This is a genomic window from Burkholderia sp. MSh2 (assembly GCF_000731655.1).
GTDB classification, from domain to species: Bacteria; Pseudomonadota; Gammaproteobacteria; order Burkholderiales; family Burkholderiaceae; genus Burkholderia; species Burkholderia paludis.
Genome location: NZ_JPGM01000007.1, coordinates 90,378 through 114,316, shown reverse-complemented (window position 1 = coordinate 114,316; position 23,939 = coordinate 90,378). Strand labels below are relative to the sequence as shown.

Genomic DNA, 23,939 nt, shown 5'->3' with positions numbered 1-23,939 from the left:
CGTGAACATGGTGAGTGTGAAGGGGCGCGCCGTCCTGATCGGCATGATGATCGGGCTGATGCCGGCGCCCGGACGGGCGGCCGACGCACCGCCGTTCACCGCGAAAGAAAAAGCCTGGATCGCCGCGCACCCCGTCGTGCGGACCCGCGCCGATCCGACATGGCCCCCGTTCGAATTTCGCGAGAACGGCAAGGTCGTCGGCGTGGTGCCGTCATTTCTCGATGCCATCGCGAAGATCAGCGGCTTGCGCTTCGAGTATGTCGACGAGCTCACGTGGCGCAACTCGCCTGATGCACTGCGCACCGACCTGATCGACATCATTCCCGACATGACGTGGCGCAGCGCGTCCGACGAGGCGGCGCACGGCGACCCGAGCAAGCTCCGCAGCCGCGTCATCATCAGCCGCCCCTATTTCGTCGGTACGGTCTTCGTCGTGGCATCCGGGCACCAGACGCTGTTCGTCGAGGCCCGCAATCTCGCCGGCCGGCGTGTCGCGGTCAAGGGCGGCGGCGCACTGGAAGTCGCGCTCCGCCACAGCACCCTCCCGATGACCCTGCTGACCTACCCCGATGAGCGCGACGCGCTCGAGGCCGTCGCCGACGGCCGCGCGGATGTCGCGATCGGCCCCGACATGGCGATCCTGCCGCCGCTGCAACGGCAATACCACGACAAGCTGTTCGTGGCAGGCGGCCTGCCGGACAACCCCTATGCGCTCGCGATCGGGACGCGCCGCGACCTGCCGGTTCTTGCGTCGATTCTCGACAAGTCGCTCGCGGCGATCCCGGCGCGTGACGCCGAGGCCATTTCCCGCCAGTGGATCGAATCGACCGACTACGGCAAGCCGTCGCTGCACTCGATCCTCTATTACCGGCGCTGGGAAGTCACGGCGGCCGGCGCCTGCCTGCTCGCGTTGCTGGCGATCGCATTCGTTTCCTGGCGTTCGCGCGTCGCGGCGGTGCGCAACGAACGCGACAAGGCGATGTTCTTCGCGTTCATCAGCCACGAGATCCGCACGCCGATGCACACGATCCTGTCGTCGCTGGAACTGCTGCAACGCTCGAAGCTGCCGCCGAAGCAGGCCGGCCGCGCGGACGCGGCGGTGGCCGCGTCGGAATCGCTGCTGACGCTGCTCGACGACATCCTCGACTACTCGCGCCTCGAATCGCGCAACGTGACGCTCGCGCCCGAACCCACGGACGTCGAACCGTGGGTGCGGCGCAGCGCCGACATGGTGCGCTGGCGCATCGACGAGAAAAAGCTGGACCTGACGCTCGAACTCGCATGCCCGCCCGGGCTGCGCGTGCTGATCGACCCGGTGCGCACGCGGCAGATCGTGCTGAATCTGCTCGTCAACGCGATCAAGTTCACGTCGGCCGGCTCGATCGCGCTGCGCGTCGACTATCTCGACGGCAAGCCGCAGCGCGCCGGCTCGCTCGTGATCGAGGTCCGCGATACCGGCATCGGCATTCCGCCCGAACGCCAGCGCAGCATCTTCGAGCCGTACCAGCGGGCCGAGCGAGCCGGGAGCCGGCGCGTCGCCGGCAGCGGATTGGGGCTGTCGATCTGCCGCGAACTCGTCGACCTGATGAAAGGCGTGATCACCGTCAGCAGCAGCCCCGACAAGGGCACCATCTTCACCGTGATCCTGCCGGCGCGGCGCGGCGCGCACACGCCTGCGCCCGGCCCGGCCGACGCGCACGGGGCGACGACCGAACCGGTGCTGCCGGCGCGCGAGCTGGCGCCGGTGGAAACCGACACGCAGCCACCGCTGGCGAACGGCCCGATGATCCTGGTCGTGGACGATCATGAAGCGGTTCGTCATGCGATCCAGCACCAGCTCGACGCACTGGCCTGCCGCTCGATCGTCTCCGACAGCGGCGAGCATGCGCTCGCGCAGTTCGCGCACACGACGTTCGACATGGTGCTGATCGACTGCGACCTGCCCGACATCGACGGCTATACGGTGGTGCAACGCATGCGCGACAGCGAACGCCGGCACCAGCGCACGCACACGCCGATCGTCGCGATCTCGGCGGCGACCGGCGACGCGCATCGCGAACGGTGTTTCGACAGCGGCATGGACGGCGTGCTGGGCAAGCCGCTGCGGCTCGATGCACTGCGCCAGATGATCGATCTGTGGTGCCCGGCCGACGAGGCGGCCGACACCGCGTCGCCGGCGCAGGACCCGCGCCCGGCGCAAGCCGATTTCCGGACGATCTATCGGCACAGCGTCGATGCCGATCTGGCGACGCTCGGCGCCGCGTTGTCGAACGGCGATACCGGGCAGGCGAGTCATGCCGCGCACCGCATCAAGGGCGCGGCGGCCGTGGCCGGCCATCGCGCGACGAGCGAACTGGCCGCCGAACTCGAACGCCGGCTGCAGCTCGCCTCCGGCGGCATGCCGCCGGGCATCCATGCGCTCGGCGAAGAACTGCTGCGCCTGCATCGCGCCGACATCGCCGGGCCGGACGCCCGCGAGCGCGAAACGGGCGACCCGGATGCATGAGCCGCACGCGGACAGGAAAGCCCGGCGACCGGCCGCCGGGACGCGCGACGCGAGCCTAGTGCGCCGCCGACGCATCCGGCACGTCGCGCGCCTCGACCGGACACCACGTCGCGATCGCCTGCCGGAGCGTTTCGAGGCGCAGCGGCTTGCCCAGCACGCCGTCCATCCCGCTTTCCAGGCACCGCGCCCGGTGCGCATCGCCGGACTCCGCCGAAATCGCGACGATCGGAACATGCCCGGCCTCTCGCGCGGCTTCTTCCTGACGGATCATGCGCGCGAGCGCGTAGCCGTCGATGTCGGGCAGGCGGCAATCTAGCAGCACCAGGTCGATGCGGCCGCGCGCGAGCTGCCGCAACGCGTCCTCGCCAGTGCCGGCGGCGATGCCGATGCAGCCGAGCGCGTCGCATTGATCCTGAAGCGCGGCCCGCACCGCGTCGTGATCGTCGACGATCAGGATGCGCGGCGCGGCGTGCTGCGACGGCGCCCCGCCTGCGTCCGCCGGTGACGGCACCGACGCCGGCGTCACCGCGAACGGCGCCGCCGCCGGCACGCCCTCGATGGCCGTCACCGGCAAGTGCACCTTGAATACCGTCTCGACATGCGGCGTGCTTTCAACGGTGATCGAGCCGCGCATCAGCTCGACGAGTTCGCGGCAGATCGCGAGCCCGAGCCCGCTGCCGCCCGCGCCCTGCTGCGGCGCGCGCTCGGCCTGCCAGAATGTATCGAAGACCTGCCCGCAACGCTCGGGCGCGATGCCGATGCCGGTGTCGCGCACCTCGATGCGCAGCGTGCCGTGGCTTCCGTGGCGGGCCGCCAGATAGCGGACCCGCAGCGCCACGGCGCCGGCCGACGTGAAGTTGATCGCGTTGACGAGCAGGTTCAGCACGATCTGCCGGACGCGCACGGAGTCGATCGCGACATGCAGCGACGGCGGCGCGGAAACGTCCAGCGTCAACGCAAGCGCCTTGCGCTCGGCGCGCCACCGCACCATGTCGACCGTCTGGCGCGCCCACGCCCCGAGCTCGACCGTTTGCGGCGACAGCGTGACCTTGCGCGACTCGAGGCGCGAGTAGTCGAGAATGTCGTCGAGCAGCGTCAGCAGCGTTTCGGAAGCCGACACGGCCGCATCCACTCGGCCGGCCTGCTGCGCGTGAAGCCGCGAACGCCGCAGGAATTCGAGCGACGAAAGAACCGTCTGCATCGGCGTGCGGATCTCGTGACTGACGAAGGCAACGAACATCGCCTTGTCGCGTTTGCTGCGCACGGCCGCCGCGCGCGATTTCCACATCACGCAGGCCAGCGCCGCAAAGGTCAGCAAGGTCGCGGCGATCGCGAGGACCACCGGCGCCCGGTAATGCACGATCGAGCGGATCGTCGGCTTGCCGTAGTCGCCCAGTTCGATCGAATCCCGCGTGATCGCGGCCGTGTCGCTGACCGGAATGGCCGCGAGCGACTTGTCGATGATCGATGCGAGGAGCGGCAGGTCGGCACGCGAGAGCATCGCGAGCGACACCGGGCGATCGGCCAGCATCCCGGACATGTAGAGCTGGCCGGTGAATTGCCGGCGCACGATCGGCAGGATGGTGACGTCGATGCCGAGCGCGGCATCGGCTTCGCCGTTGGCGACCGCGGCCAGCGCGAGCTCCTCGGTGTCGAACGTCAGCACCTCGAGCGGCACGCCGCTATGGCGGACGAAATACTCGACCGCGCCGCGCCCCTTGATCGCGATGCGCCGGCCCTTCAGCCGCTGCAGGCCGAAGATCATCGCGTAGTCGTTGCGCGTCACGACGGTCAGCCGCCCGACCAGATAGGGCGCGCTGACCAGCGCGCCGGCGCCGACGCGGTCCGGCACCAGCTCGCGCCAGACGCCCGGCAGCAGGTCGACCTTGCCGGACGCAAGCGCATCGTATGCCTGCCCCCACTGGGTGCCGGGCACCGTCTGGAACGTGAGCCCGGTCATCTTCGAGATCGCGCCCAGGTAACCCGCGACGAGCCCCGCATGCCTGCCGTTGCGCAGGTATTCGATCGGGTGCCAGTTCGCCTCGACCGCGATATGGACGACCGGATGCGCGCCGATCCACCGAAGCTCCTCGTCGGTGAAGACCGGCTTCCAGCAGGCGGTCGAGGCGCCCGCGCCGACCGGGACGGCCAGCAGCGCCGCCGTCAACACGAGGCGAAGCATGCGCCACACCGGGCGCCGTACGGATAACCTGGCTTCCATGATCGATTCGCTTGGGATGAGGGCGTGCGGCGCCGCTTCACGGGCGCCGAACGCGCTAGAGACTCGCGGACGACGGCGTAAACGTGATCGTCAGCTTGTTGCTGTACTTGCCCGGACGCTTGAACACCGACTGGACCTCCGGCGTCTCCAGCGTCAGCGGCGTCGGCGTGCAGACCACCGGCACCGAAATGCCCGGCAGCGATACCGACCGGCCCGCGCTGTTGTTCACGCCCTGCAGACGCACCGTTTCGTTGTTCTGCAGCGCGATCTTCTTGCCCGCATAGGTCAGGCTCACGTCGTAGTCGATGCGCGATGCGTAGGCGCCGCTCTTGTCCGAGTCGAGCAGGACGGAATACCGGCCCTTGTCGCGCCGGTCGATCGTCAGGCCGTCGCTCGCCGACACGTCGAACCACGTGCTCTGCGAGTTGTAGCCGTCGTACAGGCACATGTCGACGTTCGAGGTTCCCGAGATCCGGCTGCCGTTCGGCAGCATCCGCAGCTTGAGGTCGACGACGGGCGTCGCGCTCGTGTATTCCGGCAGATAGACCTGGATGTTGTTCTTGTCCGTGACATTCAGCTTGATCGCCGCGCTGAAGACGGCGATCGTCGGTGGCGTACCGGTCCCCCACAGTCTCAGGTTCAACTTGAGGTTCGCCTTCCAGGTTCCGCCGGACGGGAGTTTCTTCAGTTCCGCGGCAGGAATCTTGACGAACAGCTTGCGCTCGTCCCAGATGATTTCGTTGGCGCAACCGGCAATCGAAGCGGACTGCGCCATCTCGATCGGAACGCGCGCGTTCGACACCACCCCCGCCACGACGTTGCCGTTGCAATCCCGGTGACGGCCATACGCATTTTCCCCTGCAAGATTCAGAACGGCCGTGGCGCCGGTCTTTTCCTCCTTGAACGAAAGCCGGATGGAGGTCGAGGTGCCCGCCACGACCCATACCGGCTCGGTCGGGCATGCACCCGTCGCCGTGTCGCTGCTGGATTGGCAGGTCCACGAATTTCGCCCCCACTTGTAGGCGTCCGCCGTGTCGTACCCGCCCGACGCACTGTCGAACACCGAGACGTCGCCCTGCGGCGCGCCGCGATCCCGTGTCGCTTCCACCGTATCGTTGCGGTTGGCCGGCTGCTGGGAAACCGCACACGCATCGAGTGCGATCGCCCCCAATGCGGCCGCCATGACGATGGCCCGGCAGCGAATTCGATTGATCTGTTTCATCTGGATGACTGTTTCCTTGTGTTCGCGTCAGCGCAAGATGCGACGCACGAAGCCCGCCTCGCGACTGCGCGCGTCATTGCGCCTCGTCGGGCGCCCCGGTCGTCCGCGCCCGCATCGACATCACGTATCGATGCTCGAGCAGCTTGCGCACGCGGGCCTGCTTGCGCAGCGATTCCGGCAGCGCGTCCGGCCCGGCCACTTCGCAACGCACCTTGCCGACCATCATCAGCACATCCTGCTGGCGCTTGACGTGCAGCGGGCACCGCATCAGCGTCGGCCCGTCGACCACGAACAATTCGTCTTCCTTGTGGTCGAGTTCGGCGATGAAGCCGCCCTGGCTGTCGATCGGCGGCATCGAGCCGTTGAGGATCACGCTGTCGGACAGCGGCATGCCGCGCGCCGAGAACGCCTGGCCGACGTAGGTATAGGTCACCTTCGCATCGACGTTGCGCAGTGCGAGCTGCCCCGGCACCATGAACAGCGTGCGCTTGCCGAGCCCCTCGGTCACGCTCGTCGCGCCCGCGGCCGCATGCGCGCCCGCGTCGCTCACTTCGGTCGTCACCGGCGTGAAGGCCGATACCGGCAGCAGCGCACGCTGCCCGAAGCCCACCTTGATCCTCGCGCTCGAATCGCTGCGCACCTCGGCCGCCATGCCGCTCGCGTCGTCGTGCCTGCCGACCCGGACGGCGAACCCGGCGAGCGGATCCGATTGCGACGCGGACGCGCCGAGGAACATCCCCTGCCGCGCCAGCGCGAACGACGACGAGTAGCTCGCCGTCACCGACGGGTTGTTGCCGCCGCTGTCGCGGCTGTAGCTGTTCGCGACCGATCCGGCGACGTCGCCGTAGCGGCCCTTCCAGCGGCCCTGCGCGGTACCCGTCAGGCTCTCGGTGCCGTATCCCGACACCCCGAGCGCGACCTCCCGGTAGCTGTCGCCCTGCCAGTTCCAGTTGCGGTCGAGCGTGTAGTTCGTCGTCGTGCTGCTGCGGTCCGTGCGAACGTCGACGCCCGCCGACGTGTAAGCTGACGCGCGCCCGGGCTGCATCGCGGGTTCGGCCATCGACAGCGTCACGCCGACGTAGCCGCCATACTCATTGCGTGCGCCGGCGCTGCGGTTCGCGTAGGCACCGATGCGCAGGTTCGCGCTGACCTTGCGCCACGTGACGGAGCGCGACAGCGACGCCTGCAGCGCGCGCGACACCTGGTCTCCCTGACGCAAAACGGGCGTTGCCCATGGACGGTCCAGCATGTCGGGTTGCCAGCTTTCCGAGCGTCCGACGCTTTTGTTGTACGTATAGCCGAGCATCGCCGACCAGTTGCCGATCGGAAACGACACGGTCGCGTTCAGCATGTCGTAGCAGCCGATGTCGCGATACGACATCGCCGCGCCGCCGCATGCCGCGCCGCGCATCTGGTAGCGGTACACGCTCCACGACACGCCATCGGCGAACGAAATCTGCTGCGTGTTGCCGCGCGAGCCGTCGTTCCCGACGAAGAACGAACCGCCGGCGGAGAGCACGCCCAGCGCAAACGCGTGACGCCACTCCAGCGCCGTCTCGTTGTAGAGGTTCCCGCCGACGCTCGCGACGCCGCTCGTCAGCGCCATTTCACGCAGCAGCGGAATCCGCACCCCGGCTGCCGCGGCCACGCCGTCCGGCGCGTCGCGGTCGGACGGGCGGCCGGCCTGCACGAACCATTGCCGCGTGCGCGAATTGGCGCCGCCGCCCGTCTTCGTGAACGGCGACATCTGCGTGCGCACCTGCACGCCGTTCTCGAACACGCGCAGCGTCAGCGGATACGTGCCTTCCGGAAAGCGGGACGTGTCGAGCGCGTTGACGCCGGCCTTCATGTAGAACGTGCCCAGCAGTTCCTGCCCGCGGTACGCGTCGATACGCGAATCGCGCGGCAGCAGCAGCGTGACCGGCGTGCCCTGCTCCGCGACCTCCGGGTTCACGTAGGCGAGCGTCGTGCCGACGCGCACGCCGTCGAGCGTGCCGACCGGCAGCATCGTGAACCCGAAGTTGCCGCCGAGCGCGCTCGCGAGGTTCCGGTTGTCCATTCGGCCGGCCTGCGCGTAATGCGCGTGGCCAATGTCGTGGCGGTAATAGAGATCCTGCAGCCGGACGCGGCTCTCCGAGCCGCGCGAATAGCCCGAATGCGTGAAGCTCCAGTTCCCGCCGATGAAACTCTGCGGCGTGATGCCGAGCGCGCCCGTGCCCGACACGGACAGGCTCCGGTAGCCCCGGCCGCCCGACAGGTTGACCGTCTGCTGATGGATCAGCGCGTTTTCCGTCATCGGCGACGGCTCGCGATAGCGCCGGTCGCGCTGCTCGGTGCTCAGCCAGGCGTGCGACAGGAACAATTCGATGTTGCCGTCGCTTTCGTCGTAGATCACGGCCGCGCTGTCGGTGTCGACATAACCGCAGCCGTTCAGGCCCGCCTGCCCCGCGCAGGCGAGGTTGCCGTTGCGCGCCATCGACTTCGACAATGCCGCGCCGATCGCCGAGACGTCGGCCGCCGGGTCGAGCTGCGAGGCGAGCGCCTGCAACACGCGCGCGGGATCCTCGAAACGCACGGTGTCGGGCGTCACGAACACGCGAAACAAGCCGAGCGGCTTGCCGAGAAAATTGACGTTGATGCGCTCGTCGTGCCCCGTCATGATGTCCTCGAAGCCCGGCGGCACGGCCGAAGCGGCCTGCGCGACGGACGCGGCGTCCATCACACACAGCGCGCTCAGGCATGCGACAACGGTCTTCTTGAGATCGAATGGAATCATGCGGGAACAGGGGGGAAATTTTGCAGGAGTACTACAAAAAACAGGGCGCGCCGTGCAGGCGCGCCCGTCGACAACGCGGAGAAGCTTAGCTACCCGAACCCGATGCCGCGCTCTGCGTGACGATCACGCTGACGAGACCCTGGTAGCTGCCGGACTCCGTGACGGCTTCGACGGTCTTCTGGCCGATCGACAGCGGCAGCACGTTCGAGCCCTGGGCCAGTTCGCCGGGGAACAGTTCCGCGGTCTTCAGCGTCGTCGCCGTGGTGGTCAGCGCGGTGTTGCCGAGCGTGACCGTCAGCGGAATGGCCTTCGCGCCCGGGCTCGTCTGGTTCTTCAGCGTCGGATCGGCCGCGAGGCGGATCTGCAGATCCTTCGCCTTGTCGTTCGTGAAGATCTTCGTATTCACCGTGGCGGCCTGAAGACCCGAACCCGGCAGGTATTGCATCTGCATGGTCGTCGGCAGCGCCGAGCCGTCCGCCGACAGCATTTCGAGCGTGGTGTCGACGTTGGCGGTGACGGTGATGTCCTTCTGCACGGCGTGAGCCGACATCGACATCAGGGCGGCGGCAGCGATGGGAACGTATTTCAGCATGGGTTAGTCCTTCTGGTTGGTTGAAACAATGGTGTGACCCGTCCGGGTCTCGTGATTCGCGCTCGGCGCGTTCATCGCGTCGACGGAATGCGCGGGCACGACCTTCTGCTGTACATCCGCCACTCCCCCCACTCGATATCGGATTCGCACATAAGGTGCGGCATGCAGCCCGTCCAGCCTGAACTCCTGGTCCGGATAGACGCTGCGTTCGAATTTCGTCCACCGGCACGACGACTCGTCCTTTTCGGACTGGCATGCGCCCGCGTCGATCAGGCCGATCCGGACGTTGCCGGTATTGGTCAGCGTGCCGTTCGCCACGTCGAAGTCGGGCACGACCGTCTTCGGCAGCACACGGATCAGCGGCGCCCAGACGAGACTGAAGTCGACCTTGCCGGACACGTCGTCCTGCGCCGCGGAGGTATCGTCGGACGGCGCCGCCGCCGGCTGCAGGTAGATGCGATACAGCACCTCCTTCTGCGGCGCGCCGAGCGGAATCACGCGGACGAGCCGCGTGCCGCCGGCCGGCAGCGCGAACTTGGCCGGCGAGATCACGATCGCGTCGTCGCCGGAATTCATGCCGGTCTCCTCACGCTCGTGATCCGTCGCCGGATCGATCACGCGCTTCGCGATCGCCTTCACGTATTGCGTCGCATCGGATTTCGAATAGATGCGCAGCTCCGCGGCCGACTCGCTGCCGGCCCCGATCGACGCGGCCATCGGATAGACCAGCATGTTCGCGCCGGCGATCGACGACGCAAACGACAGCGCGGCTGCGGCAAGCAGCCTCCGGTGAACACGGTATTTCCTGTCAATGATGATTTGCATAACTTATCGATTTCCCATCCATTTCACGCGTTCGCCGGCAGCCGGCCTTCGCTCGATGCAAACGCCGGCCGGCTTTCGATCGACGGCATGCCATGCCTGACATGTCCCGGCCGGTCGTTTCGGCCGCCGGCGGCTCGATGCTGCGCACGCCGCCCTTCTTCGATTCGGGCAGCAAGCGGCAGCCCGGTCGTTCGGTCAGCGGCGGGGGCCTGCGGCGCCCCGGCCTCTCAGGTGCCGCGTCGGGCGCATCGGCTATCGGAACGCATTGCTTGATTAGGATTTTGACGATTCAACCAGGCGCCAGATATAAGACTTGTCCTAAATTTGCAGACTTCTGCACCAATCACTAGGACTAGTTCGCCCATAAGATGCCAAATGCCCGCGATCCACATGGCGAAACGGAACGCGGCGCAGGGCAGCGGTCGACCACGCCGGACGGGTTTCCGAACGGCGCGGCGCGGCGGGCCGCCGAGGGCGGCCACCGGGAGATCGATCGATGGGGAATGACGCGCGGGCAGGACGCCGGCGCGCGAAGTGAGGCCGGGCGCGCGACGCAGCGCGCACCGGGGAGGATGAAACGACCCGGGCGGCGCCCGTGCTCGCCGGCGCGCCGCCGGTGGCGGCGGCGGGCATCACCCGCCGCCGTGACTTCACGCGTTGCGCGAATACACCCGGCGATGCCGCACCGCTTCGGCCAGCACGTCCAGCACCGGCTCCGTCTGCGCCCAGCTCAGGCACGCGTCGGTGATCGACACGCCGTACTCGAGCGGCACGCCGGGCTTCAGATCCTGCCGCCCGGCCTCGAGATGGCTCTCGACCATCACGCCGACGATCCGGTGCTCGCCCTGCCCCAACTGCCGCGCGAGATCCTGCGCGACGTCGATCTGGCGTTCGTGCGACTTGTTCGAGTTCGCGTGCGAGCAGTCGACCATCACCTGCTCGCGCAAGCCGGCCTTGCGCAGCACCGCGCAGCTCGCCTCGACATGTTCGGCGTCGTAGTTCGGGCCGTTCTTGCCGCCGCGCAGGATCACGTGTGCATCGTCGTTGCCGCGCGTCTCGAAGATCGCGGCCATCCCCATCTTCGTCATCCCCATGAACGCATGGCTCGCGGCCGCGGCGACGATCGCATCCGACGCGACCTGCACGCCGCCGTCGGTGCCGTTCTTGAAGCCGATCGGGCAGCTCAGGCCCGACGCGAGCTGGCGATGGCTCTGGCTCTCGGTCGTGCGCGCGCCGATCGCGCCCCACGCGATCAGGTCGGCGATGTACTGCGGGCTCAGCAGGTCGAGGAATTCGGTCGACGCGGGCAGCCCGAGCGCGTTGATGTCGAGCAGCAGTTGCCGCGCGGCGCGCAGCCCTTCGTTGATGCGGAAGCTGCCGTCGAGGCGCGGATCGTTGATGTAGCCCTTCCAGCCGACCGTCGTGCGCGGCTTCTCGAAGTACACGCGCATCGTGATCAGCAGGTCGTCCTGCAGCGCATCGGCGGCGGCCTTCAGGCGGCGTGCGTAGTCGAGCGCCTGGTCGTGATCGTGGATCGAGCACGGGCCGACGACGAGCAGCAGCCGGTCGTCGCGGCCGTGCAGGATGTCGCCGATCGCGCGGCGCGTGTCCTCGACGAGCGTCTGCGTGGCGGCCGGCACCGGCAGTTCGTCCAGCAGCAGCGCCGGCGAGATCAGCGGGCGCACGGCGCCGATGCGGACGTCGTCGATGCGCGTGGTGTCCTGCGTCGCGTCGGCGCTGCCTACCTCGCGATCATGGGAAGGATTGTCGAGGTTCTGCATGGTGATTCTCCGGGGGACGTCTGTCATGGTGAGCAGGCTCGATTATGGCACCCGGGCGGGACGGCGGAGGGTTGCGGCGGGGGAACGGGCGCGCCGCCGCCGCGGCAGGACGACGGAGGTCAACACCCGGCAAAAAAACGGGCGACCCGTGGAGGGTCGCCCGGCCATGTTGCGCGCGGCGCGCCTAGTGCAGCGTCTCGGGCGCGAGCGAATTGCTGGGCAGCAGCGACGTCAGCCAGCAATTGCTCGGCGCGGCCTTGCCGCCGAAGCGGTCGTAGAGCCACGGCAGCATTCCGGCGACCCAGGGCACGATCGCGCCCACGTGTTCGAGCGGATATTCGCTGTACGTGACCGGCGTGCCGCTCGCGCAGAACTTCTGCGCAAGCGCGCGCACGTCGTACGCCAGCATCACGCCGTCGCCCACCTGGCTGCTGAAGGTGCCGTCCAGCGCGCCGGCCGTGCCCTGGCCGATGAACATCGGGATCGTCGGCGATGCGGCCAGCCCGGCGTTCACCTTGTTCGCATAGGTCACGTAGGCCGGAATGCTGTTGATGTCGTTCGCGTATTGCGGCTTGAACAGCGTGCCCCAATGCAGCCCCGTGTATTTCGGCAGGATGTATGCGAGCGACTGGCTCTGGATGTCGTTGAACACGGCGACGCCGGTATCGCTGAGATACGGCGTCAGGTCGAAGCCGTAGCCGCGCGACAGCCCGGCCAGCGCGGCCGCGGCCACGCCGCCCCACACGATGCTGCCGTCGACATAGCGCAGGTTGTGCGCGGGGTCGACCAGCACGCCGCCTTCCGCCGCGCCGACGAGCTGCCGGTTGATCTCGGGCGCATAGCTCGGCGCGAGCTGCGCGGCCCAGTTCGTCGCGATCGCGCCGCCCGAATAGCCGATCATCGCGACCTTGCTCGACGGATTCAGGCCGGTCGACGGCGTATTGAGCGCCGCGCGGATCGAATCGAGCGTCGTCATCCCGTATTCGGGGCCGGCGGCGAAGTCGGCCGTCTGGCCTTCGGTGTCGGGCACGATGATGTTGTAGCCCAGCAGCAGCAGCGTCGACAGCGGAATCGACTCCGCGCTGTAGAGCAACGTGCCGACGTTGACGACCTTCGTGACGTCGCGGTCGCCGGCGATCACCTGCGACGGCTCGTCGTACGGGTTCAGCGAATCGTAGGCCGACTGGTACGAGATGGCCTGGCCGTTGCTGACCTGGCTGCGGATCACGGACGTCACGTTGACGACAGGCTGATTCAGCGCATTATTGGTGCGATACAGCAACTGCTGGGCGGTCAGCGCGGTCGGAATGCCTGCCACGTGATAGACCACGTTGCGGGTCTTGAGCACCGTGCCCGGTGGAATCGATGCCAGCGGCGTGGCGCCGGTGTACGCATAGAACGGGTCGGATACGGTCGCCGCGCTGGCGCTGGCCGGCTGGGCGACGACGGCAAGCGCGGCCGACACGGCGGCCGCGGCCATCATGAAGCGTCTGGAGGACATGGGTGGGGCCCCTGGAATATGCTGCTTTCATCGAAGGAAGTCCGGCGGTGCTGCAGACCATTGCGCGTGCCGCTTCAATACCGTTTCCGATCCATCGACTGTCTCCTGTGAATGAGTGATCCTGCCTGTACCGAATCCGTTTTTTAGTAGGAGTACAAACCGGATGAATTGAAGCACAACGACGGCGCGTTCGACGGGCGTTTTCCGTTGTTTGAAGGTAAACGCCTAAATCCGTCGCCGCGCGACGCGGGCGCGCCGGCCGTTCGGCCGACTGTCCGCGTTTCACCGAAGTGCCGTACGATCACGGCTGTCGGGTACCGAAGCGGCCGCGTCGTACGACGCCGGCCGCACGGCGCACCGCCTGTCTGCCTGTGACCGATCGTTCCCTGCCCAACCGACCCGCCACGATGACCGTCTCCGAACTGCTCCGCGCCATCCGCCAACCGTATGCCGCCCTGCTCGCGAAAGCGGCCACGCAACCGGCCGTGATCGCCGAACCGGCCTACCGGCGCGCCGACGGCACGCTCGCCACCGAAGGGCCGCTCGCGCTGCCGTGCCGGGCCGACATCATCGCGACCGAAGGCGAATCGGCCGGCCAGCCGGCGATGGTCGATTCCGCCACGCAGCTGGATTTCGAGCCGTTCGCGTTCGACCTCGAAACGGCGGCCGTGTCGATCCGCCCGTTCGTGTGGGACTGGGCCGCGATCGAGGCCGACGGTCTCGACGAAAGCGCGGTAGTCGAAGCGTTCAAGACATGGTTCTTCGTGTGGTTCGACGGCGACGACGAAAACCTGCCGGGCGAAGACGGCCTGCACGGGATCGTTCATTACCTGTCGGAACCGGTTCGCACGGAACAGGGCTGGCGCGTCAATGCGGATCTCGGCTCCGCGCCCGAGGCGGCCGTCGAGGATCTGCTGTTCCGGCTCGTCGATGCGGGCGCTTCGCGGATCAGCGTCGGTTGATTTGCCGCTCCATTTCTCTCACGCCATCATGAAAAAAATCCTCGCAGCCGTGCTGCTCTGCGTGTCGCTGCCGGCACTCGCCAAGGTGTCCACCGAAGTGTTCTGCTTCCGGTCGGATGGCGACAAACCCGTGCGCTTCGAGATGCGCACCTACTATGACAATGCGGTCAAATGGTCGGGCGGCGCGGTGCGCTATGCGCAATCGAAAACGGCCCTGCCGCTGGTGATCGAGCACGAGGAGGAAGAAGTGCTCGACGAAAGCCGTCCGCACCAGTACACGACCACCTGGGACGAAATGGTCGGCGGCAGGATCAACGGCCGCTACGAAATGATGACCCAGGGCGCGATGGTCTATTCGATGACCTACACCAACGCACGCACCGGCAAGCAAACCGCGTTCAGCCGCGCGCTGGATGTCGACGCATCCGAGCAGACCGGGTGCCGCTGGTGAGGCGCCCGCTGATCCGGATCGCGTGCATGCTGGCCGCACTGCACACAGGCTTCGCGCATGCCGCGCCGCGCACGGTCTACGAAGGCACGCTACAAGGTGCCGGCACCGTCGTCATGGAACTCGACGATCGCCCGGCCGCGGACGGTTCGATCTCGGGCCGCTACTTCTATGCGCAGCACGGCGTCGATATTCCGCTGCACGGCACGCCCGCGCAACTGGCCGAACCGCTCGTGCGAACGCAGTTGCCGGAGGACGCGCGCGATGCGGCGGATTATCGCGCGCAAGCCGATTTCGACCATGCCGCGGCCACCTGGCAAGGCACGCGGGACAAGGCCGGCTATCGCGGCCGCTGGACCGATGCGCGCTCCGGCAACACGCGCGCCTTCGCGCTGCGCCGCGTCGCCGCATACGATCCCGACGCGGTTGCGCCCGGCTCTGTCGAAGCGATCACCGCGGTGTCCGCGGGAGGTGTCGGCAGCGGCATCGCGCGCAGCGCGGACATCGACATGCAGCACGCGCCGTATGCGACGCTGAAGCTTGCCGGGCACGCTCGGCCGGTGGGGCCCGAGATCGGCGACGGCTCGATTGCGTACCGGATGTGGAGCGACCCGCGCACGGTGTTCGCGTATCCGCGGCTGAGCCGCCATCCCGATCCGGCCGTGATGGCGCGGGTCAACCATCTGCTGGAACAACGGCACTGGCAGATGAGTCTCGCGGCGCTCGAATGCGCGTCGACGCGCTATACCGACGACGGGCCGGCAGCCGGGACGCTCGGCAGCTACGACGACGAGCAAGTGACGGTCACATGGCTGTCGCGCGCGGCGTTGGGCATCGTGGAATCGGGCAGCCTGTTCTGCGGCGGCGCGTACCCGGACAATCACTACGATCCGGTCACGTTCGACCTGCTGCGCGGCGCGTACCTCGACTGGAATCGCGTAATCGACGCCGCTGCGACGAACAAGGACGGGGATCCGGCAACGAGCCCCGCGCTGGCAGGTTTCATTGACCGATTGCGCACAACGGCGGCGGGGGGCAAACGCGTGACGGACGGCAAAGACACTTCGCTCTCGTGCGCGGATGTGTTCCCCGAGTATCTGGCGTTCGAACTCGACGCACCCGGCAAGCTGTCGTTCGCCGTTTCCGGGATCGGCCACGCGGCGGGCGCCTGTCTCGGGCCGCAACTCGATGCGCCGTTTGCGGCGCTCGCGCCGATCCTGAGGCCGGGCGGCGCGCGTTATCTCGTACCGGGCGTCAGGCTGAAGTAACGCGACGGTGCGGGCGGTATCCGCCTCGCGCCCCGGCCCGCCTGCGTGGCGACCGGGCCGGGCGACGCGCTCGCGCCGCAGCCGCGTTTGTCAGGACGCGTCGCCTTGCGCGTCGACGTCGATGCCCAGTTCGGTGGCCATCCGCTGAACCAGCGCATTCAGCCGCGCCACTTCATCCGCGAGGCGCTTCTGTTCGGCCTTCAGCGCCTCGAATTCCGAAGGCGGCACGGAATCCGCCCCGCCGGCATCCGCGCCCGCGAAGTCAGCCACGTTCACTTCGCCGCACATCAGGTGCATCCAGCGGTTCTCGCGTGCGCCCGGCGCACGCGGCAGCCGGACGACGAGCGGTTGCGCACGCGTCGCGAGCTCGTCGAGAAACGCCTCGACCGACGAGATATCCGCGAAGCCGTGCAGGCGCGCGCTGTTCAGGCGCAGCTCGGCAGCCGTCTGCGGGCCGCGCAGCAGCAGGATCGTCAGCAACGCGATCGCCTGGCTCGGAATGCCGAGCACGCGGTTCATGTTGTGCTCGAAACGCGGCACGCGGCTGCTGCTGCCTTCCATCACGATGCTCAGGTGCTTCAGGCCGTCGAGCGCGGTCGTGACTTCGTCCTCGCTGACGTTCATCACCGGCGCGCGCGCGGTTTTCTGGTTGCAGCCGGCGGTCAGCGCGTTGAGCGACAACGGATAGGTGTCCGGCACCGTGTGCTGTTTCTCGACGAGCACGCCGAGAATGCGGGCCTCGAGGGGCGTGAGTTCGCGAAGGGCGCGTGGCGTGGGCGTATCCGGCGTGGTGTTCATGAGTGGCGTCGCAGCGTGCAGCAAGTGAAGGGAAACGGTCGCGGCCCGTCCGGCATCGCGCACGGGCGAGCCATATGATAGCTCGCGACGCACGGCGCGGCCCGCCGCCTCCACGCGCGCGCATGGCGCAGCCGGCTTTCGTCCGGTGTATCGGCCGGCCGGCGCCGTGCATCGGCGGCTGCGCACCGCCGGCTCCGCCGTCGCGCGCGCGGCGGCGTTTGCGCGTCGCGCTGGCCGGCGCTACGATATGCGTCACCCTGACGCCCGCGGCGCCGCGCGAGCGCCCTCGCACGCCACACCGCGCAGTGCCCGTCCCGCACGCCATGCCGCCATGCATGCGCGCCGCGCGTCACCCGTTCACCCTTTCGACCCGTTCACCGCCATGACCGCCTCCTCTTCCGCACCGCACGTGCGCGCCATCGTCACCGGACACACCCGCGGCGTCGGTGCGTCGCTTGCCGAACAACTGCTGCAGGAAGGCGTCGCCGTGCTCGGGGTATCGCGCAGCCGTCATCCGTCGCTCGCCTCGCAAGCCGGCGACCGCTTCACCGAAACCGAACTCGACCTGTCGGACCCGTCGGCCGTCGCGGCCTGGCTGGCCGGCGACACGCTGCGCCGTTTCGTCGACGGCGCGTCGATCGTGCTGCTGTTCAACAACGCGGGCATCGTCGAGCCGATCGGCCCGCTCGCCGTGCAGGATCCGGCGATCGTCGCGCGCGCGGTCGGCCTGAACGTCGCGGCGCCGCTGATGCTGTCGGCCGCACTCGTGCAGGCGGCTGCCGCCGGGACCGAATGCCGGATCCTGCACGTGTCGAGCGGTGCGGCGCGCAACGCCTACGCGGGCTGGAGCGTCTATTGCGCGACCAAGGCCGCGCTCGATCACCACGCCCGCGCGGTGGCGCTCGACGCGAACGGCGCGCTGCGGATCTGCAGCGTCGCGCCGGGTGTGGTCGACACGGGCATGCAGGCGACGATCCGCTCGACCCGCGAAGACGATTTCCCGATGCGCGAGAAATTCGACCAGCTGAAGTCGAGCGGCGCGCTCGCGACGCCCGAGGCCGCCGCGCGGCAGCTGATCGGCTATGCACTGAGCGATGCGTTCGGCTCGGTGCCGACTGCCGACGTGCGGGAACTGCCGGGCCGCTAGGTCAAGCGGACACGCGGCCCGTCATCGTCCTTCGAGCCGCTTCGTCCAGTCTTCGACCTGCCGCTCCGTCCGGCGCCGGTCGAGCATCTTGCGCCAGCCGGGCGGCAGTATCGGAACGTCCCGCAGCGCATCGAGCGCGGCCATGTCGAGCGTGCGCCGGTACAGCACGTCGAGCACCGTCGACAGCGGCCATTGCGGATAAGGGCGCGCGTGCAGCGCCAGCACGTCGCCCCCGGCCACCCAGCCCGCCTGCAGCACACGGTAGTACCAGCCGGTCCGGCCGCTCTGCTGCACGAGCGCGGCCATCCGCGGATGCGTGAAACGCGCGTTCAGCTTCCAGCACGGCTGCCGCGACTGCGACACCTGCAGCACCGCGCCGCCGAGCGTGAACACGTCGCCGAGACACACGTCGTGCTCGGTCACGCCGTGCGTCGACAGGTTCTCGCCAAACGCGCCCGGCCGCGCGAGCACGTCGCGCGCGCCGACCTGCGCGGCCCACCATGCATAGTGATCGTGCGCATAGTGGTGGACCGCCTTGTCCGGGCCGCCGTGGTGCCGCGCATCGGCCTGCTCGTCGCCGGCAAAGCCCGACTCGCCCAGCCACAGGCGCGTATCGGCCGGCTGCTTGTCGATCGCGCTGACGTGCGCGGTGCCGGCCAGCGGGCGGCACACGCCGACCCGCACCGCGCCGATGGCGACCGCGATCGCCGGTCGTGCCGCGTCGCTCATGCCGCGACACCGTCCGGCAGGGTCGCGAGCAGGCGTTCGAGTTCGCGCGTGCGGGCGTCGCCGAGCGGCATCAGCGGCCTTCTGGGCTCGCCGGCATCGAAGCCGCGCAGGCGCAACCCGGCCTTTACGGTCACCGGCAATCCGCCGTCGACGATGAACCGCAGCAGCGGCAACTGCGCATGAAAAACCGTCCTGGCGCGCGCCAGGTCGCCCGCGCGCATCGCGTCGAACAGCGCCAGCGGCAACGCGGCGTTCAGGTTTGGCGCGGCCGTGCACCAACCGGCCGCGCCCGCGGCCAGCGCGGCGAGCGCCATCGGATTGCTGCCGTTGTAGAACGGGATCGCGCCGTCGCTCAACTGCGCGAGCCGGTGCATCCGCCCGATGTCGCCCGTGCTCTCCTTCACCATCGTCACGTTGTCGACGGCCCGGCAGATCGTCGCGATCAGCTCGGGCGACATGTCGACGCCGCTCGTCGCCGGGTTGTTGTACAGCATGATCGGAATGCCGATGGCGGCCCCGATCGCGCGATAGTGCGCGACGATCTCGTCGTTGGCGAGCTTCCAGTACGACACGGGCAGCACCATGACCGCATCGGCGCCGGCCTGCTCGGCGAAGCGGGCGCGGCGCACCGCGCCCGCCGTGGTGAGATCGGAAATGCCGACGACGGTCGGCGCGCGCCGGCGCACCGAGCGAATCGACGCGGCGGCGACCGCCTCCCATTCGGCATCGGACAGATACGCGCTTTCGCCGGTGCTGCCGAGCGGCGCGATCGCGTGGACGCCGTCGGCGATCAGCCGACCGATCAGCGCATCGAGCGCCGTCAGGTCGGGGGCGCCGTCGGCGGAAAACGGCGTGACCGGGTAGGCAACGATGCCTTTCAGCAGGATGGACACGATATGGATTCCTCAATGATGGTTGGACGCAAAGGCGGAAAACCGCCGGTTCATTCGACGCAGTCCCGGTGCGTGCGCAATGCGCGCCGCGCGTAGTATTCGAAGGTCACCGCATCGCGCTTCGGCTTCGAGATCCAGTCGTGCGCCTCGCGCGCCAGCGCCGGCGGCACCGGCCTGATCGCGCCGGCCGACATCGCGAGCAGCTGCAGCTTCGCGGCCCGCTCGATCAGCAGCGCGAGGATGCACGCTTCCTCGATCGTCTTGCCGACCACGAGCTGGCCGTGGTGCGACAGCAGGATCGCGCGCTTGCTGCCGAGCGCCTTCGAGATGATCTCGCCCTCTTCGTTGCCGACCGGCACGCCGGGCCAGTCTTTCAGGAACGCGCAATCGTCGTACAGCGGGCAGGTGTCCATGTGCGACACGACGAGCGGCTGCTCGAGCATCGACAGCGCCGCGACATGCGCCGGATGCGTATGGATGATGCAGTTCACGTCCGGGCGTTCGCGGTAGATCCACGTATGGAACCGGTTGGCCGGGTTCGGGATGCCCTCGCCGTCGACCACCTCGAGATCCTCGTCGACGCGCAGCAGGTTCGCGGCCGAGATCTCGTCGAAACCGAGCCCGAGCCGCTGCGTGTAGTACGTGCCGGCGTCGCCGGCGCGGCAGGTGATCTGGCCGGCCAGGCCCGAATCGTGACCGGCGTCGAACAGGATCCGGCACGTGAGCGCGAGCTTCTGCCGCGCCGACCAGCCGCTGTCGCCCACTGCGGTGTCGAGACGCCGCTCCGCCAGCGCGACCAGCGCCTCCTTCGTCAAATTCAGCGTTTCCGCCATGTTCACCTCCAGAATGGATCGGATGCATCGCGTCGTCCGCAACCGGATGCCGGCTGCCTGGCTTCGTGACACTCGATACATTATATGACACTAGGTGTCATGCGTTACAATCGGTTTTTCGAAGGACACCCGGCGCCCCATGACGATTCGCCTGAAGCTGCTCAGAAAACAGAAGGGCTGGACGCTCGACGTGCTGGCCGACGAGACCGGCCTCACCAAGAGCTACCTGTCGAAAGTGGAGCGCGGCCTGAGCGTGCCCTCGATCGCGGTCGCGCTGAAGCTGTCGAAGGCGCTGAGTGTCGACGTCGAGCAGTTGTTTTCGGAAAGTCACAACCGTGAGCTGATCACGGTCACGCGCGCCGGCGAGCGCACGGCGCTGGGCGCGGCGGCCGACAGCCACGCGCACCGTTTCGAAAGCATCGCGGCCGGCGTCGCGCCGAAGAAGATGCTGCCGTTCGTCGTGTACCCGCCGCACGAGTTCGTCGCATCGACGTTCCGCGAGCACGAAGGCGAGGAATTCCTGTTCGTGCACAAGGGGCGCGTCGAAATCGAGTTTCCGAACGAGACGGTGCAACTCAGGACCGGCGATTCAGTCTATTTCAACGCTCTCATTCCGCACCGCACGCGCAGCCTCGGCGCCGCGCAGGCGGAGATCCTGGTCGTCGTCAGTCACGACGACTAGCATCGTCACTTCTTCGCGCAAGGATCCCCGATGGTCACGAAGGCCACCGCACCGTTCCAGCAGATCAAGACGCTCGTGCGCCAGAACGTCGAGTCGGGCGACTGGCGCCCCGGAGATCGCATTCCGTCCGAACTGGATCTCGCCGCGCAATTCCGCGTCGCACGCATGACGGTCAACCGCGCGCTGCGCGAGCTGACCGAGGAAGGCGTGCTGAAGCGCATCGCGGGCGTCGGGACCTTCGTCGCGGAGGTCAAGCCGCAGTCGAACCTGCTGATGATCGCGCACATCCGCGACGAAATCCGCGCGCGCGGGCATGAATACCGCTGCCGCGTGCTGAGCCGGGCGAGCGAGCCCGCGTCGTTCGACGTCGCGGCCGCGTTCGGCCTGCCGGTCAACACGCCGGTGTTTCATGTGGTGTGCGTGCACGAGGAAAACGGCCGCCCGATCCAGCTCGAGGATCGTTACGTGAACCCGGCCGCCGCGCCCGGTTTCATCGACCAGGATTTCCAGGTCGAGCCGCCGTCCGAGTACCTGTTCAACAACGTGTCGCACGACGAACTGGAGATCGAGCACGTCGTCGACGCCGCGCTGCCGAGCGGCGAACAGGCCCGGCTGCTCGACATGCGCGCCGACGAGCCGTGCCTCACGCTCACGCGCCGCACCTGGACGAACGGGCTGCCCGTCACGTTCGTGCACTTCCTGCATCCCGGCAACCGCTACCGGCTCGGCTCGCGTTTCAAGCCGGGCGCCGCACGCCACCCGACCTGATCCGTCCGCCGCGCGGCGGCGCGCGCGGCGGACGCTGCGCCGGGACACGGCGGCCGCGTCGCGCGCGGCTGCCGGCCCGCGTCAGATCGCGCCGGCCTGCCCCGCGCCGCGCGACCACACGACCGGAAACAGCGGATGATCGAGCGGCGCGCCGTCGGGCAGTTGCGCCGCGAGCCCGGGGAATTCGGGCGACGTCTTCCAGCGGCGCGGCGCGTGACGGACATCGTCGCCGACGAAGCGGATCGAGAACGCGCGCCGCCGGTTCTGCGTCCCGCCCGACGCATGCAGCGTGAGCATCCGGAAGCACACCATGTCGCCGGGCTCGAGCGCCCAGCGGCGGATCGGAAACGCCGCGCGGTCGCCTTCGATGTCCGGCAGATCCGCGAGGCTGCCTTCCGGGAACCACTTCGCCTCCTTGTCCATGAACGTGCGCGGCATCAGCCACGGCCCGCGATGCGAGCCCGCGACGAATTCCAGCGTCGATTCGAGCGGCACCGGGTCGACCGGAATCCACATGCTGACGTTGTCGTCGCCCTCGATGTTGTAGTACGGCTGGTCCTGATGCCACGGCGTGCGCTGCCGCGTGCCGGGCTCCTTCACGAGCAGGTGGTCGTGATGCAGCCGCACGTGGCCGGTGCCCATCAGCGCGGCGGCCACCGACGGCGCAGGCGAGCGCACGATGAAGTCGCGATACGCGTCGTTGTGCTGCCAGTTGCAGAAATCCTCGAAGAACCAGCCCGGATCGTCGGGCCGGCTCGCGACTTTCGCGCGTTCGCTCGGCTGCGCGAGATTCGCGTCGATGCCGGCCCGCAGCGCGGCCACTTCGTCGGGCGAAAAGATGCCCTTGATGCAGACCGCGCCTTCCTCGCGGAACGCGGCGATCAGTTCGGGCGTCACGGCTTGCGCGACGCGTTCCTGGATACTCGTCATGGGGTGCCTGTCGATTGAATGAATCACGGAGTCACGGAGTCACGGTGCCGAAGTCAGCTGCTGCTTCGCACCGTAGATGTCGAAGTCGAAGTATTTCGCGGCGATCTTCTGGTACGTACCGTTCGCGCGGATCGCGGCGATCGCGTCGTTCAGCCGCTTCTTCATCGCGTCGTCGCCCTTGCGCACGCCCATCGCGACGCCGTAGCCGGTGATCCGCACGTCGGTCACGTCGGGGCCGGCGAACGCGTAACCCTTGCCGCGCGGCGTCTTCAGGAACGAGTAGCCGGCCTGCGTCTTGTCCTGGAAGGTCGCGTCGAGGCGGCCGTTGACGAGATCCTGGTACACCTGGTCCTGGTTCTGGTACGAGACGATCGTCACGCCCCTGGTCGCCCATTCGGCCTTCGCGTAGGCCTCCTGCGTCGTGCCCTGGTCGATCCCGATGCGCTTGCCCGCCAGCGACGCGGCGGTCGGCAGCAGCTTCGAGCCGGCCGGCGCGACGAGCGCGGCCGGCGATGCGTACAGCTTGTTCGAGAAGTCGATCTGCTTGAGCCGCTCGTCGGTGGCCGTCATCGCGGACATGATCACGTCGAACTTGCGCGCGCGCAGCGCCGGAATCATCCCGTCGAAGCCCTGCTCGACCCATACGCACTTCGCACGCAGTTGCTCGCAGATCGCATTGCGCAGGTCGATGTCGAAGCCGGCGAGCGAGCCGTCGGGCTGCTTCGCCTCGAACGGCGGATACGTGGGATCGATGCCCCAGCGGATCGTCGACGCATCCTGCGCGAACGACACGAGCGGCGCGAACGCCAGCGCGGTAACGAGGAGCCTTGCAGTGCGGTTCATGGCGTGTCCTTGAAAGTCTCGACGCGGCGGGCGAACGCCAGCGTCCGGTGGGGGGCGGTGCGCGAACGGCTGGGACTTCGGTGAAACTGCGGTGCAGTCTAGACTGCTCAATTTTCGAGCGCAAGCGGGGGAATACGGGATGAGCGGATCAAGGCCGGGCGGGAGCGAAAGGAAAAGAATGACGTGCGAAACAAGCCAGAATAGCGGGTATTTT

20 protein-coding genes are annotated in these 23,939 nt (G+C 68.2%); 7 read left to right on the top strand and 13 right to left on the bottom strand.

Annotated elements, in window-relative coordinates; translation table 11 throughout:
• The first annotated feature begins 7 nt into the window (after positions 1-7).
• Positions 8-2,506, top strand: coding sequence for an ATP-binding protein (locus tag GQ57_RS06055; RefSeq protein ID WP_034197389.1), 2,499 nt, complete (start codon positions 8-10; stop codon positions 2,504-2,506).
• A gap of 55 nt (positions 2,507-2,561) precedes the next feature.
• Here the strand turns inward: GQ57_RS06055 and GQ57_RS06050 are convergent, their stop codons facing one another.
• From GQ57_RS06050 to GQ57_RS06020, 7 genes are all read right to left on the bottom strand, one after another.
• Positions 2,562-4,688, bottom strand: a complete 2,127-nt coding sequence (locus tag GQ57_RS06050; protein WP_280528999.1) for an ATP-binding protein — start codon at positions 4,686-4,688, stop codon at positions 2,562-2,564.
• 94 nt (positions 4,689-4,782) lie between these two features.
• Positions 4,783-5,949 carry a CfaE/CblD family pilus tip adhesin gene (locus GQ57_RS06045; RefSeq protein WP_031400900.1) on the bottom strand — a complete coding sequence of 389 codons (1,167 nt, stop codon included), beginning with the start codon at positions 5,947-5,949 and terminating at the stop codon, positions 4,783-4,785.
• 73 nt (positions 5,950-6,022) lie between these two features.
• Positions 6,023-8,725, bottom strand: a complete 2,703-nt coding sequence (gene cblC / locus GQ57_RS06040; RefSeq protein WP_034197387.1) for a cable pilus usher protein CblC — start codon at positions 8,723-8,725, stop codon at positions 6,023-6,025.
• A gap of 85 nt (positions 8,726-8,810) precedes the next feature.
• A complete protein-coding gene (gene cblA, locus GQ57_RS06035) occupies positions 8,811-9,317 on the bottom strand; it encodes a cable pilus major pilin CblA (RefSeq protein ID WP_031400898.1) in 507 nt (168 codons plus the stop codon).
• Between the two features lie 3 nt (positions 9,318-9,320).
• Positions 9,321-10,142, bottom strand: coding sequence for a cable pilus chaperone CblB (gene cblB, locus GQ57_RS06030; protein ID WP_034197386.1), 822 nt, complete (start codon positions 10,140-10,142; stop codon positions 9,321-9,323).
• A 650-nt stretch (positions 10,143-10,792) separates the two neighbouring features.
• Positions 10,793-11,923, bottom strand: a complete 1,131-nt coding sequence (locus GQ57_RS06025) for a 3-deoxy-7-phosphoheptulonate synthase (RefSeq protein ID WP_034197385.1) — start codon at positions 11,921-11,923, stop codon at positions 10,793-10,795.
• Between the two features lie 184 nt (positions 11,924-12,107).
• Complete coding sequence (locus GQ57_RS06020; RefSeq protein ID WP_034197384.1) at positions 12,108-13,424, bottom strand: lipase family protein; 1,317 nt, start codon at positions 13,422-13,424, stop codon at positions 12,108-12,110.
• Positions 13,425-13,831: 407 nt separating this feature from the next.
• On the opposite strand from GQ57_RS06020, the gene GQ57_RS06015 reads away from it, so the two are divergent.
• The 3 genes from GQ57_RS06015 to GQ57_RS06005 are packed head-to-tail and all read left to right on the top strand — an operon-like array spanning position 13,832 to position 16,102.
• Positions 13,832-14,386: a hypothetical protein gene (locus tag GQ57_RS06015; protein ID WP_034197383.1), complete on the top strand. Its 555-nt coding sequence runs from the start codon at positions 13,832-13,834 to the stop codon at positions 14,384-14,386.
• Positions 14,387-14,414: 28 nt separating this feature from the next.
• Complete coding sequence (locus tag GQ57_RS06010) at positions 14,415-14,837, top strand: hypothetical protein (RefSeq protein ID WP_034197382.1); 423 nt, start codon at positions 14,415-14,417, stop codon at positions 14,835-14,837.
• 26 nt (positions 14,838-14,863) lie between these two features.
• Complete coding sequence (locus GQ57_RS06005; RefSeq protein WP_034197429.1) at positions 14,864-16,102, top strand: hypothetical protein; 1,239 nt, start codon at positions 14,864-14,866, stop codon at positions 16,100-16,102.
• A 90-nt stretch (positions 16,103-16,192) separates the two neighbouring features.
• Here GQ57_RS06005 and GQ57_RS06000 read toward each other — a convergent pair whose 3' ends face one another.
• Positions 16,193-16,900 carry a YceH family protein gene (locus tag GQ57_RS06000; protein WP_031400891.1) on the bottom strand — a complete coding sequence of 236 codons (708 nt, stop codon included), beginning with the start codon at positions 16,898-16,900 and terminating at the stop codon, positions 16,193-16,195.
• 382 nt (positions 16,901-17,282) lie between these two features.
• Here GQ57_RS06000 and GQ57_RS05995 point away from each other — a divergent pair, with 382 nt between their 5' ends.
• A complete protein-coding gene (locus GQ57_RS05995; protein WP_034197381.1) occupies positions 17,283-18,047 on the top strand; it encodes an SDR family oxidoreductase in 765 nt (254 codons plus the stop codon).
• Between the two features lie 21 nt (positions 18,048-18,068).
• Here the strand turns inward: GQ57_RS05995 and GQ57_RS05990 are convergent, their stop codons facing one another.
• Genes GQ57_RS05990 through GQ57_RS05980 form a run of 3 tightly spaced genes read right to left on the bottom strand, consistent with a single transcriptional unit; the run spans position 18,069 to position 20,502 of the window.
• Positions 18,069-18,776: an MOSC domain-containing protein gene (locus tag GQ57_RS05990; RefSeq protein ID WP_034197380.1), complete on the bottom strand. Its 708-nt coding sequence runs from the start codon at positions 18,774-18,776 to the stop codon at positions 18,069-18,071.
• Positions 18,773-19,669 (bottom strand): dihydrodipicolinate synthase family protein, encoded by an 897-nt coding sequence (locus tag GQ57_RS05985; protein ID WP_034197379.1) that lies wholly within the window; start codon positions 19,667-19,669, stop codon positions 18,773-18,775. Before GQ57_RS05985 ends, GQ57_RS05990 begins: the two co-directional genes overlap by 4 nt.
• 50 nt (positions 19,670-19,719) lie before the next feature.
• Positions 19,720-20,502, bottom strand: a complete 783-nt coding sequence (locus GQ57_RS05980; protein ID WP_031400887.1) for an aldolase — start codon at positions 20,500-20,502, stop codon at positions 19,720-19,722.
• Between the two features lie 139 nt (positions 20,503-20,641).
• On the opposite strand from GQ57_RS05980, the gene GQ57_RS05975 reads away from it, so the two are divergent.
• Both GQ57_RS05975 and hutC read left to right on the top strand, forming a co-directional pair.
• On the top strand, positions 20,642-21,184 hold the full coding sequence (locus GQ57_RS05975) for a helix-turn-helix domain-containing protein (protein ID WP_034197378.1): 543 nt from the start codon (positions 20,642-20,644) through the stop codon (positions 21,182-21,184).
• A gap of 30 nt (positions 21,185-21,214) precedes the next feature.
• Positions 21,215-21,952 (top strand): histidine utilization repressor, encoded by a 738-nt coding sequence (hutC, locus tag GQ57_RS05970; protein WP_034197377.1) that lies wholly within the window; start codon positions 21,215-21,217, stop codon positions 21,950-21,952.
• Between the two features lie 81 nt (positions 21,953-22,033).
• Here the strand turns inward: hutC and GQ57_RS05965 are convergent, their stop codons facing one another.
• Entirely contained in the window at positions 22,034-22,882 is an 849-nt protein-coding gene (locus tag GQ57_RS05965; protein WP_034197376.1) for a phytanoyl-CoA dioxygenase family protein, read from the bottom strand.
• Between the two features lie 39 nt (positions 22,883-22,921).
• The gene (locus GQ57_RS05960; RefSeq protein ID WP_031400883.1) at positions 22,922-23,725 is read right to left on the bottom strand and encodes an ABC transporter substrate-binding protein; all 804 of its coding nucleotides are present in this window, start codon (positions 23,723-23,725) and stop codon (positions 22,922-22,924) included.
• Positions 23,726-23,939 lie beyond the last annotated feature (214 nt).